Here is a 14,031-nt window from a genome sequence, read left to right as displayed (position 1 = left end):
TATATTAAGGAGTATTGGATAATTTAACGTTGGTTTGATAATCCGGTATATACCGGATTTTTCATGAGAAATTATTTAACTGGTTTATGAAAAAATGTATTCCCCCGGTTGAAAACGTGATTAAAGTCGGTTGTTTTTTTAATATATTATCTGATTAACCTATTCCATATTCTTATTTGTCTTTTTTACGGGATATATAAGCATTAATAAAGCCAATGCTTTTTATTATTTTTACTGATAGGTTTATGATAGGCAGGTTTAAACTGTTATTAAAAGTTATTTTTTTAACCTCTGGTTTTAACTTGTATAAAAAGGTTTTAGTCGTTGTTTTTACTGATTTTAACACTTGCTTTTTATTAAATTTAATCATATTCGCTTTATCTTTACTGACTCTGTTTTACTGACAATATTATGCGGTTTTTATAAGTCATACTCCTTTTTTATCTTTATAAATCAACGAGTAAATATCCTTATGGCATAAAGACACACCTTTATGTTTTTCCGGATAATATCTTTTTTGCTGATTTCTTTTCAATTTTCAGTTAATGGTTAATGGACTGCGATTAAACTGAATTAACATCCCTTTAAAAAGTTGCACTTATTAGTCGAATCCGCCGAACAATAGCTTTTAATAGTATAATGCCAGCTCTGCCAACTGAGCTAAAAGTCATCATCAAACATAATCAGAAAAGGTTATATTTCATCACTGATTAACGACAATCATCACATTAAAAGTGATTTCATACTGAAATAAAACATTATAAATGTGATATACATCACATAATTAAAACAAAAAATGAAATTATTTTGAAATTATTAGTGTTGGTTATTAAATGATTAATATTAATCTGTTTTTTATACAATTTGCAACGCAATGATAACATTGGCCTATTTTTTGCAATATAATATAACACCTTGTTTTTGCTGCTATCTTAACCACCCCCCCATTTTAGTTACCTGGCTAATAATAAACCCTGAATATTGATCGCTAAATTAAATTCGTGGTTAATACTGCTCCGAAATGGTGGGATAGAAAGACAATGAAAAGCAGTATTTGGGTGTTTACGGTTTTTTGTAGCGTGATTACAGGCAGCCAAGCCGCAGACCGGTTAGAACAACAGTCAGAACAACAACTGATCCATCAACAGGCACGTCAGCAAGCGCTGGAGGCTCAATTAGCCCCACCCCCTGCGGATGTTCGCTTGTCTGTACCCGAAAAAGCGGTGTCATCCGCCTTTCCGGTGGAAACCCCGTGTTTTCCTCTCTCCCACGTCAGACTGGCAGGCACCGAAAATTTCCCGCACTGGTTACCGTTCAGGCGTGTCGCTCAACAGGGCGAAAACCATTGCCTTGGCGATAAAGGCATTAGCCGGCTGATGACCCAATTGCAAGATCAGCTCATCAATCATGGCTATGTCACCAGCCGAGTTCTGGCTCCTCGTCAGGATCTGCATACCCAAACCTTAAAACTGGTGATGATACCGGGCCGAATCCGGCATATCCGCTATACCCCGGACAGCGGCCATTACATTCAACGCTTCACGCCATTCCCCGCGCGTGAAGGCAAGCTGCTGGATTTACGGGATATTGAGCAGGGATTGGAAAATCTGCAACGTTTTCCAACTGTTCAGGCAGAGATGAACATTGTCCCGGCAGAGCAACCGGGGGAAAGCGATATTGTGCTGGACTGGCGTCAGTCACGGCACTGGCGAGTCGCCACGTATCTGGATGATACCGGTTCCAAAAGCACCGGACGTTATCAAGGTGGGTTAACCTTTTTTCTGGATAACCCCCTGGCGTTAAGCGACCTGTTCTATCTCTCCGCTGGACGCGATATTCACGCGTCTGCCGGGAAAGGCAGCCAAAACGACACGCTCTATTACTCCCTGCCCTTTGGCTACTGGATGGCGAGCGTGACGGCCAGTCATTACGATTATACCCAGACGATAGCCGGGCTGAATCAGGCGATTCAATACCGGGGCAAAAGCAAAAACCTGTCTGTCCAGTTCAGCCGGGTTCTGCACCGTAACGCGGACCAGAAAACCGGGCTTAACGGTGAAATTTATCGTCGGGCATCCCGCCATTTTATTGATAACACGGAAATCGACGTTCAGCGCCGGGAAACGGCGGGCTGGAAGCTCGGGCTATCCCATCATCACGTTATTGGCAGTGCGACGCTGGATGCCAGGGTGACTTACCAACAGGGTATGCGTTGGTTTGGCGCGCAACCTGCGCCGGAAGAGTATCGCAATGAAGGGACCGCTTTACCCAAAATCACCCAATTCTCGGCGACGCTTGCCGGGCCGTTAACGCTGTTTTCCCAGCCCTTTTCTTATCAGACCCAGTATCTGCGCCAGATAAGCGCCAGCCCATTGACGCCCCAGGATCGATTTTCAATCGGCGGCCGCTGGACGGTACGCGGCTTTGATGGCGAGTTGACCTTATCCGCTGATCGGGGTTGGTACAGCCGTAATGAACTGGACTGGCAAACCCCGCTGAAAGGGCAATCGCTGTATCTGGCAATGGATTATGGCGAAGTGGGCGGTCGGGGCAGTGACGCTCTGCTCGGAAAACACCTGGCGGGGAGTGCCCTGGGCTGGCGCGGCAGCCTGAAAGGCGTGAGCTACGACTTGTTTGTCGGTGTCCCGCTGCCCAAACCCGCCGGTTTCCAAACTTCCCCCGTCACGGCCGGATTCAACCTGTATTGGCAGTACTAATCAGAATAACAACGCTGCCCGTGTGTAGCGTGTGAGTGGAGCAAACGTCATGAACAAGCAGTTGTATCGTATTATCTTTAATCAGGCCCGCCAGATGTGGATGGTGGTAGCAGAGATTGCACGTGCCGGACGGGGACAAACAGCACACCGCGCTCGTTGCCCGTCTTCACCACGGTGTCGTTGCCGGCTTACTGTGCTACGATTCAATCTTTTGTTAGCTCTTGGCGGAATTTCGCTCACCGCACAGGCGAACATTGTGGCGGATGGGCAGGCACCGGGCCATCAGCAACCGACGATTATCCACAGCGCCAACGGCACGCCGCAGGTCAATATCCAGACGCCCAGTGCTGATGGCGTTTCCCACAATACCTACCGTCAGTTTGATGTGGATAAACAAGGCGTTATCCTCAATAACAGCGCTAACACCACTCAGACGCAACTCGGTGGGATGGTGGCCGGTAACCCGTGGCTGGCGAAAGGGGAAGCCAACATTATCCTCAATGAAGTCAACAGTCATGACCCCAGTCATTTGAATGGCTGGATTGAAGTGGCTGGCCGCAAAGCGGAGGTGGTTATCGCTAACCCCGCCGGTATCACCTGCAACGGCTGTGGGTTTATCAACGCGCATCGCACCACGCTGACCACCGGTGAGGCGCTGATGGAACAGGGCCGGTTAAAAGGCTTTGATGTCAATCAGGGGGAAGTGCGGATTGACGGGCATGGCATGGACAGCACACAGCAAAGTTACACCGATATTATTGCCCGCTCCGTCGCGATTAACGCCAAATTACATGCGCAAGACCTGAAAGTGACCACCGGACGCAATATTGTGGATGCCGCGCACCAGCAGATTGAAAAAAAATCGGCTGACACTGAAAAGTCCCCGGAGTTTGCGTTGGATGTGGCGGCCCTGGGCGGCATGTATGCCCATAAAATTAGGTTGATAGGCACTGAAGCGGGTGTGGGGGTGCATAACGCCGGTAACATCGGTGCGACGGCGGGTGAAGTGCATATTACCGCGGAGGGCCTGATTGAGAACCGCGGCACCCTCAGCAGCCGGGATGCGTTGCAATTGACTTCTTCCTCCGATGTCACTAACGCAGGCAAATTGCTGTCACAATCGACGGTGAATTTACATACCAAAGGGGGGCTGGATAATCAGGGCCGGGTAGAGGCGCGTAGTGATGCCACTGTCACCGCGGGCACGATACACAGCAGCCATGACAGTGTATGGGCGGCGGGGTTGGATGATAACGGCAACACCACCCGGCCCGGTTCACTGACGTTGACCGCGCAGCACGTTCAGGCGAAGGGGAAAAATCTGGCCGCCGATACGCTGGCTATCCACAGTCAACAGATTGACCTGAGCGACAGCCAGACTGCGGCCGGACAGATTCAACTCACCGCCGATCAATCGGGGATAAGTACCGCTCATGCTACCGTCAACGCCAACCGTCTGACGGCGAAAACCCCCGGCCAGTTTAACAACGACGGCGGCCAGTTAGTGGCGCGGGAAATCCACCTCACGGCGCCTGATATCTCTAACTTGAAGGGAAAAATTAACCAGACCGGTAGTGGTGAACTAGCGCTCAATACCCGCACTCTGAATAACCGTGAGGGGATGGTATTCAATCAGGGGAAACTGACTCTCACCACTGACCGGCTCGACAACCATCAGGGCACTATTGCCAGTCAGGGCGAGGACCTGCATCTCACAGCACATCAGGCAGATAACACTCAGGGCACCGTGCAACTGGCGGGCAACGGGAAACTGTCACTCAATACCCAACGGTGGCTTGGCAATCAGGGCAAGCTGCTCACCCATGGCGCCCTGACGATACAGGCCGGTGAACTGCAACTGAACGAGGCCGAAACTCAGGCCGGGCAGATTACCGTCAACGCTGACACCCTGAGTCATCAACACGGTGTGATGCAACAACAGGGCAAAGACACCCTGTCCCTTACCACCCAGCGACTGGATAACCAAAGCGGCACTATTGCGGGTAATGGTAACCTGAACCTGAAGGCAACGACCGTCGATAATCGTCACGGCCACCTTGTGGCCGCCGACCAAGGCTCGCTGGCATTGACCATCAAAGACACCCTGAACAATCAGTCGGGCCGGCTGGAAGCGGGCAATGCGCTCCAGCTCAGGGCTGCCCAACTGGATAATAGTCAGGGTAGCATGGTTGCCGCCGGGGACAGCGCGACCCTCACTGTTGGCAAAACTATTCAAAACGCTAACGGTCATCTTGAAGCCAAAACCCGACTGATCACTACCAGCCAGACACTGAATAACACGCAGGGTGTGTTGCTGGCGCAAAACATTAACAGCCAGACCCATGGTCATCCTTTCATCAACACCACCGGACAGGTGATAGCCGAAGACACCCTGACGGTCAACAGTGGTCAATTGGATAATACGGCGGGGTTGTTACAATCTGGGCGCGAGATGTCCATTGATACTCACGGCCATTGGCTCGCTAATACCCGCAATGCCGACCAAAAAGCAGGCCGGTTGTTAAGCGGCGGGCACTTAACCCTGCGCACCGGCGATGTTGATAACACCGGCGGGATAATCGCGGCGGACGGCAAAACCACCCTGACCAGCACCGCGCTCACCAATACGCAGGGCCAGATAGCCGGAAATGGCGGGCTGGACATTCACAGCCGGCAACTGATAAACCGCGAAGGCACCTTACAATCCGCAGACGCCCTGACTTTGGATACTGACGGGCAGTTACTGGATAACCAGCAGGGGCGTATTCTGAGTGAGGGCACCACCACCGTGACCAGCGGCCCACTGGATAATCGTCAGGGCCACCTTCAGGGCGGGCAACTGGTTATCCATACCGGGTAAGCCGGGGCTGACAATCGGGAGGGTAAACTGTTGTCCGCGGGCCGGTTTGCCCTGACGACCCACGAGCTGGACAATCGTCACGGTCAGGTACAGGCGGTGGGCGACACCACGCTTAACGTGCAGGAAAAAACCGACAACACCGGCGGCCTGATTCGGGGTGGTCAGCAACTCACCCTGAACACCGCTCACCTGATTAACCACGAGACGGCGCAGCCGGATAACGGCGTGGAAGCCCAAAATCTGACGATAAACGCCCAACAGGCCGATAATACCGGGGGCGCTTTACGGGCGGCTCACCACCTGCAAGCGAACATCAGCCAGACGTTGAATAATATCCAGGGACGGGTCTCTGCGGGCAAACAGCTCACGGTCAACAGTGAGGCTCAGCAACCGCATCTGGTGATTCACAATCGACAGGGAACCCTGATTGCCGGGAAACAGGCTGACATTAGCGCCGGGGCCCTGAGCGGGGACGGCCAACTGTTATCGCAGGGCGATATGGCCGTCACGTTAACCGAGGATTTTTACCACACCGGCAACACGGCGGCCAATGGCAATCTGACCCTGAAAACGACCGGCAATATTCTCAATGACCGCCAGATAAAAGCCGGTCAGGCGCTGCATCTTGACGCACAAAATCTTACCAATAGCGCGTCAGGCGAAATCAGCGCCGGACAAACGCAAATCAAGGTTCACGATACCCTGAACAATACCGGATTGATTGACGGTGATCTGACTCATCTCACGGCCAACACCCTGAATAATACGGGCACCGGACGGATTTACGGGGACCAGCTCGCCCTCCAGACGGGCACGTTGAATAACACCGCCCAGGACGGCAAAGCCGCCGTCATTGCGGCGCGTGACCGGCTGGATATCGGCACCGGAACGCTCAACAACCAGCATCATGCGCAGATTTACAGCGTGGGCGACATGCGCATCGGCGGCCGGTTGGATAAGACCCTGACCGCGACCGGTCAGGCGCGTGCGCTCAATAACCACGCCGCGACGATGGAAGCCGGGCGCAATTTGACGATTCAGGCTGACCAGATTCACAACACCAACGCCGGGTTGGTCACCCAGGTCGTCGAAACGGAAAAATCGCCGCATCACGACGCGGTATTGAGCGGACAGACTGCCCGCTATGACTGGTCACAGGTGGACACCGCCCACCGCAACAAATATGGCGTGCACGATGCCATCATGCTGGATGGCAGCCGCAGTAATGACTTTTACGAATATCAATACACCCGCACCGTCAAGGAAACCCAGGTCAAACAGAGTGATCCCGGTAAAATTCTGGCCGGGGGCAATCTGACGCTCAACAGTGCGCAGGTCACCAATCACGACAGCCAAATTGTGGCCGGCGGTGCGCTGGCGGGCAATATTGGCGAACTACACAATATCGCCACGCAAGGTGAACGTATCACCACCGATACCGGCAGCCAGACCCGCTGGTACGCCAAAAAGACCAAACGCTGGCACCGACTCGGCGGCACCAAAACCTCGCAGGGGAAAGATACGCGCGATTATAAACGGGGCCCGGTGACAGAAACCATTGACCTGAACACGCTGGCCTGGCAGGACCATACCCGGCCAGAGGCCGCCGGTACTCCAATAGCGGATCGCCAGACCGGGCAAGTGCAACAGGCTCCCACCGCCGTGAAACCGGTTGCCGGGATAAACACCTGTCTTTCCTACACAAATATTTTAACCTGCCCCCTCGTTATTGAACTTTTTCCTCATAGATTGATCTCAATAACAAACACGACTTGAGGTAATCTTTATGTTTTCAACCTGCGCTGAACAATGGGCAAATGACACGTTTCAACATGCGGAATTAGGTGATAAACGCCGTACCAACCGCCTGGTGAAAGTGGCCTGTTCGTTGGCTAACCATATAGGACAATCGCTCGTGCAATCTCTTGACTCTCCTGCCGATGTTGAAGCAGCCTACCGACTGACCCGAAATTCCGCCATTGCGCCTCAGGCCATCGCCGAAGCCGGATTTACCGCCACCGTCGCTCACGCTCAACGTTATCGTTGCCTGTTAGCGCTGGAAGACACGACAACCCTGTCATTTTCCCACGCGTCGGTCGCCGATGAACTCGGCTATACCACCTCGACGGAAAAATCCCGGGGCATGCAGGTACACTCGGTGTTGTTATTTGCGCCTGAAGAACAACAGGTCGTGGGGTTGATAGAGCAACAGCGCTGGTGTCGAGATGTCAGTGATTATGGCAAAAGCCGACAACGCGACACACGCCCTTATGAAGGGAAAGAGAGTTATAAGTGGGAACGGGCCTCACAAGCCGTCGACAGCCGGTTAGGGGAGCAGATGGCCAACGTGATTTCTGTCTGTGACCGTGAAGCCGATATCATTGAATATCTGCGTTATAAAACGAGCCAAAAACACCGTTTCGTCATCCGTTCGATGCAAAACCGGCGTATTGAGGAAAGTCAGGATAAACTTTATGACTTTATCAGCCAGTTACAGAGTGCTGGAGAACGATTAGTTCAGATCAGACAGAAAGGCGGGCGTCAGGCGCGTGTCGCGCATTGTGATATCCGTTATGCCGAAGTGACGTTGAAAATCCCCGAAGGAAAAAGCGGTGAAGCGGTGCGGATATTTTATGTCGGTTGCTACGAAAAAGGTCCGGAGGATGGGCTTTGCTGGCATCTTCTGACCTCCGAACCCGTCAACAGTCAGGAAGACGCCCATAAAATATTCAGTTATTACGAGCGCCGCTGGCTGATAGAAGAATTTCACAAAGCGTGGAAAACGGGCGGCACGCAGGTAGAAGCGCTGCGTATGCAAAGCAAAGATAATCTGGAGCGGATGATAGTGCTGCTGGCCTTTATTGCGGTACGGATACACCAGCTGCGTTTTAAGGGTCTGAACAAAGAAGAAGCAGAGAAAGAGAGCTGTGAGACAGTATTAAGCCCCCTGGCGTGGAAATTACTGTGGTCAAAACAAGAAAAATGCCGTGTGCCGAAAAAAGCCCCGAGCTTGCATTGGGCCTTCATCAATCTGGGAAAACTGGCCGGCTGGTACGATTCCAAACGCACGGGTCGAGTCGGATGGGAACGACTTTGGGAAGGTTGGTTTCGGCTGCAAACCCTGATAGACGGCTATTTGCTGGCTAAATCAGTTGATTTGGAGATCTGATCAAGAGACAGGGTTAGTGAGCGTTTGTTGGGCCGTCAAATCCACTTTGCCGCCGCGAATAAAGCCGCTGTTGGTCAGGTTGTTGGCCGTCAGTTGGGTGACGTCACGCCCGCTAATCGTGCCGCTGTTAGTGATATCGCCCTGACTGTTGAGCGCCACGGTATTCCCGGCCAGCAAGGTGCCGTCACTGCTCAGGTCGCCCTGACGGACGCGTGCATAAACCTGTGGCACAGTCACCACCTCGGTAGTGCCATCCGGCAGCGTCACGGTTTGGTTAGTCAGCCAGATAATGTCCGAGGTCAGCAGCGCCATCTGCGCTGGGCTTAAAGCCACGCCCGGCGTTAACTGTTGCTGTTTGCCAAAGACGATACCGGCATCCATCAACGCCTTAAACTGCGCTTCATCGTTGTTGTAACCGGGCAGATAGCGCCGGCCGGTCAGTTGGGTGATTTGGTCGCGCACCAACCGCTGTTCGTAGAACCCATCGCCCAGGCGTTTGTGGACCAGCGCCGGGTCGTGAGTAAGTTGTTGCCGCATGTAGTCCGAGCCGAGCCACTGTTTATACTGGGTAAATTTCGGGTCGGTCTCGACCAGATAGTGGCTGTCACTGCCCGGTTGTACGGTATACAGGCTGTTATCCGGCAAGCGGGTGTCGGGCGTGATAACACGGATGACCGGGTCAACCGTGTGTCCTTTGACAGTTTCCGGGGGCAACGTCAGTTCAAACGACTGGCCGGGGGGCAGCACTAAGGGCGGGGTGTTTATCCCGGCAACCGGTTTCACGGCGGTGGGAGCCTGTTGCACTTGCCCGGTCTGGCGATCCGCTATTGGAGTACCGGCGGCCTCTGGCCGGGTATGGTCCTGCCAGGCCAGCGTGTTCAGGTCAATGGTTTCTGTCACCGGGCCCCGTTTATAATCGCGCGTATCTTTCCCCTGCGAGGTTTTGGTGCCGCCGAGTCGGTGCCAGCGTTTGGTCTTTTTGGCGTACCAGCGGGTCTGGCTGCCGGTATCGGTGGTGATACGTTCACCTTGCGTGGCGATATTGTGTAGTTCGCCAATATTGCCCGCCAGCGCACCGCCGGCCACAATTTGGCTGTCGTGATTGGTGACCTGCGCACTGTTGAGCGTCAGATTGCCCCCGGCCAGAATTTTACCGGGATCACTCTGTTTGACCTGGGTTTCCTTGACGGTGCGGGTGTATTGATATTCGTAAAAGTCATTACTGCGGCTGCCATCCAGCATGATGGCATCGTGCACGCCATATTTGTTGCGGTGGGCGGTGTCCACCTGTGACCAGTCATAGCGGGCAGTCTGTCCGCTCAATACCGCGTCGTGATGCGGCGATTTTTCCGTTTCGACGACCTGGGTGACCAACCCGGCGTTGGTGTTGTGAATCTGGTCAGCCTGAATCGTCAAATTGCGCCCGGCTTCCATCGTCGCGGCGTGGTTATTGAGCGCACGCGCCTGACCGGTCGCGGTCAGGGTCTTATCCAACCGGCCGCCGATGCGCATGTCGCCCACGCTGTAAATCTGCGCATGATGCTGGTTGTTGAGCGTTCCGGTGCCGATATCCAGCCGGTCACGCGCCGCAATGACGGCGGCTTTGCCGTCCTGGGCGGTGTTATTCAACGTGCCCGTCTGGAGGGCGAGCTGGTCCCCGTAAATCCGTCCGGTGCCCGTATTATTCAGGGTGTTGGCCGTGAGATGAGTCAGATCACCGTCAATCAATCCGGTATTGTTCAGGGTATCGTGAACCTTGATTTGCGTTTGTCCGGCGCTGATTTCGCCTGACGCGCTATTGGTAAGATTTTGTGCGTCAAGATGCAGCGCCTGACCGGCTTTTATCTGGCGGTCATTGAGAATATTGCCGGTCGTTTTCAGGGTCAGATTGCCATTGGCCGCCGTGTTGCCGGTGTGGTAAAAATCCTCAGTTAACGTGACGGCCATATCGCCCTGCGATAACAGTTGGCCGTCCCCGCTCAGGGCCCCGGCGCTAATGTCAGCCTGTTTCCCGGCAATCAGGGTTCCCTGTCGATTGTGAATCACCAGATGCGGTTGCTGAGCCTCACTGTTGACCGTGAGCTGTTTGCCCGCAGAGACCCGTCCCTGGATATTATTCAACGTCTGGCTGATGTTCGCTTGCAGGTGGTGAGCCGCCCGTAAAGCGCCCCCGGTATTATCGGCCTGTTGGGCGTTTATCGTCAGATTTTGGGCTTCCACGCCGTTATCCGGCTGCGCCGTCTCGTGGTTAATCAGGTGAGCGGTGTTCAGGGTGAGTTGCTGACCACCCCGAATCAGGCCGCCGGTGTTGTCGGTTTTTTCCTGCACGTTAAGCGTGGTGTCGCCCACCGCCTGTACCTGACCGTGACGATTGTCCAGCTCGTGGGTCGTCAGGGCAAACCGGCCCGCGGACAACAGTTTACCCTCCCGATTGTCAGCCCCGGCTTGCCCGGTATGGATAACCAGTTGCCCGCCCTGAAGGTGGCCCTGACGATTATCCAGTGGGCCGCTGGTCACGGTGGTGGTGCCCTCACTCAGAATACACCCCTGCTGGTTATCCAGTAACTGCCCGTCAGTATCCAAAGTCAGGGCGTCTGCGGATTGTAAGGTGCCTTCGCGGTTTATCAGTTGCCGGCTGTGAATGTCCAGCCCGCCATTTCCGGCTATCTGGCCCTGCGTATTATTGAGCGCGGTGCTGGTCAGGGTGGTTTTGCCGTCCGCCGCGATTATCCCGCCGGTGTTATCAACATCGCCGGTGCGCAGGGTTAAGTGCCCGCCGCTTAACAACCGGCCTGCTTTTTGGTCGGCATTGCGGGTATTAGCGAGCCCATGGCCGTGAGTATCAATGGACATCTCGCGCCCAGATTGTAACAACCCCGCCGTATTATCCAGTTCCCCACTGTTGACCGTCAGGGTGTCTTCGGCTATCACCTGTCCGGCGGTATTGGTGAAGGGATGTCCGGTCGTCTGGCTGTTGATATGCTGTGCCAGCAACACGCCCTGGGTGTTATCTAATGTCTGGCTGGTGGTGGTCAGGCGGGTTTTGGCTTCAAGATGACCGTTAGCGTTTTGAATGGCTTTGCCGATGGTGAGGGTGGCGCTGTCCCCGGCGGCAACCATGCTCCCCTGACCATTATTCAGTTCGGCAGCGCTGAGCCTGAGCGCGTTGCCCGCTGCCAGTTTGCCCCACTGATTGTCCAGCGTGTTTTTGACGGTCAGTGCCAGCGAGCCTTGGTCGGCGGCCACAAGGTGGCCGTGACGATTATCGACGGTCGTTGCCTTCAGGTTCAGGTTACCATTACCCGCAATAGTGCCGCTTTGGTTATCCAGTCGCCGGGTGGTAAGGGACAGGGTGTCTTTGCCCTGTTGTTGCATCACACCGCGTTGATGGCTCAGGGTGTCAGCGTTGACGGTAATCTGCCCGGCCTGAGTTTCGGCCTCGTTCAGTTGCAGTTCACCGGCCTGTATCGTCAGGGCGCCATGGGTGAGCAGCTTGCCCTGATTGCCAAGCCACCGTTGGGTATTGAGTGACAGTTTCCCGTTGCCCGCCAGTTGCACGGTGCCCTGAGTGTTATCTGCCTGATGTGCTGTGAGATGCAGGTCCTCGCCCTGACTGGCAATAGTGCCCTGATGGTTGTCGAGCCGGTCAGTGGTGAGAGTCAGTTTCCCCTGATTGAATACCATCCCCTCACGGTTATTCAGAGTGCGGGTATTGAGCGCTAGTTCACCACTACCGGTCTGGTTAATTTTTCCCTTCAAGTTAGAGATATCAGGCGCCGTGAGGTGGATTTCCCGCGCCACTAACTGGCCGCCGTCGTTGTTAAACTGGCCGGGGGTTTTCGCCGTCAGACGGTTGGCGTTGACGGTAGCATGAGCGGTACTTATCCCCGATTGATCGGCGGTGAGTTGAATCTGTCCGGCCGCAGTCTGGCTGTCGCTCAGGTCAATCTGTTGACTGTGGATAGCCAGCGTATCGGTTGCCAGATTTTTACCATTAGCCTGAACGTGCTGCGCGGTCAACGTCAGTGAACCGGGCCGGGTGGTGTTGCCGTTATCATCCAACCCCGCCGCCCATACACTGTCATGGCTGCTGTGTATCGTGCCCGCGGTGACAGTGGCATCACTACGCGCCTCTACCCGGCCCTGATTATCCAGCCCCCCTTTGGTGTGTAAATTCACCGTCGATTGTGACAGCAATTTGCCTGCGTTAGTGACATCGGAGGAAGAAGTCAATTGCAACGCATCCCGGCTGCTGAGGGTGCCGCGGTTCTCAATCAGGCCCTCCGCGGTAATATGCACTTCACCCGCCGTCGCACCGATGTTACCGGCGTTATGCACCCCCACACCCGCTTCAGTGCCTATCAACCTAATTTTATGGGCATACATGCCGCCCAGGGCCGCCACATCCAACGCAAACTCCGGGGACTTTTCAGTGTCAGCCGATTTTTTTTCAATCTGCTGGTGCGCGGCATCCACAATATTGCGTCCGGTGGTCACTTTCAGGTCTTGCGCATGTAATTTGGCGTTAATCGCGACGGAGCGGGCAATAATATCGGTGTAACTTTGCTGTGTGCTGTCCATGCCATGCCCGTCAATCCGCACTTCCCCCTGATTGACATCAAAGCCTTTTAACCGGCCCTGTTCCATCAGCGCCTCACCGGTGGTCAGCGTGGTGCGATGCGCGTTGATAAACCCACAGCCGTTGCAGGTGATACCGGCGGGGTTAGCGATAACCACCTCCGCTTTGCGGCCAGCCACTTCAATCCAGCCATTCAAATGACTGGGGTCATGACTGTTGACTTCATTGAGGATAATGTTGGCTTCCCCTTTCGCCAGCCACGGGTTACCGGCCACCATCCCACCGAGTTGCGTCTGAGTGGTGTTAGCGCTGTTATTGAGGATAACGCCTTGTTTATCCACATCAAACTGGCGGTAGGTATTGTGGGAAACGCCATCAGCACTGGGCGTCTGGATATTGACCTGCGGCGTGCCGTTGGCGCTGTGGATAATCGTCGGTTGCTGATGGCCCGGTGCCTGCCCATCCGCCACAATGTTCGCCTGTGCGGTGAGCGAAATTCCGCCAAGGGCTAACAAAAGATTGAATCGTAGCACAGTAAGCCGGCAACGACACCGTGGTGAAGACGGGCGACGAGCGCGGTGTGCTGTTTGTCCCCGTCCGGCACGTGCAATCTCTGCTACCACCATCCACATCTGGCGGGCCTGATTAAAGATAATACGATACAACTGCTTGTTCATGACGTTTGCTCCACTCACACGCTACACGC

At 54.2% G+C, this 14,031-nt stretch carries 2 protein-coding genes and 2 pseudogenes; 3 read left to right on the top strand and 1 reads right to left on the bottom strand.

Annotation, left to right across the window (positions count from 1 at the left end; genetic code table 11):
- Nucleotides 1–1,040 precede the first annotated feature (1,040 nt).
- From VY86_RS00260 to VY86_RS00250, 3 genes and pseudogenes are all read left to right on the top strand, one after another.
- On the top strand, nt 1,041–2,717 hold the full coding sequence (locus VY86_RS00260) for a ShlB/FhaC/HecB family hemolysin secretion/activation protein (RefSeq protein WP_046973494.1): 1,677 nt from the start codon (nt 1,041–1,043) through the stop codon (nt 2,715–2,717).
- Between the two features lie 49 nt (nt 2,718–2,766).
- Nucleotides 2,767–7,263, top strand: a pseudogene (locus tag VY86_RS00255) (two-partner secretion domain-containing protein); the annotation flags it as partial.
- A 100-nt stretch (nt 7,264–7,363) separates the two neighbouring features.
- On the top strand, nt 7,364–8,746 hold the full coding sequence (locus VY86_RS00250) for an IS4 family transposase (protein ID WP_046973493.1): 1,383 nt from the start codon (nt 7,364–7,366) through the stop codon (nt 8,744–8,746).
- 12 nt (nt 8,747–8,758) lie between these two features.
- Here VY86_RS00250 and VY86_RS00245 read toward each other — a convergent pair.
- Nucleotides 8,759–14,002 (bottom strand): annotated as a pseudogene (locus tag VY86_RS00245) (two-partner secretion domain-containing protein); the annotation flags it as partial.
- Nucleotides 14,003–14,031 lie beyond the last annotated feature (29 nt).

The organism is Photorhabdus thracensis, assembly GCF_001010285.1.
Lineage (GTDB): Bacteria > Pseudomonadota > Gammaproteobacteria > Enterobacterales > Enterobacteriaceae > Photorhabdus > Photorhabdus temperata.
This window is presented reverse-complemented; position numbering and strand designations above follow the sequence as displayed.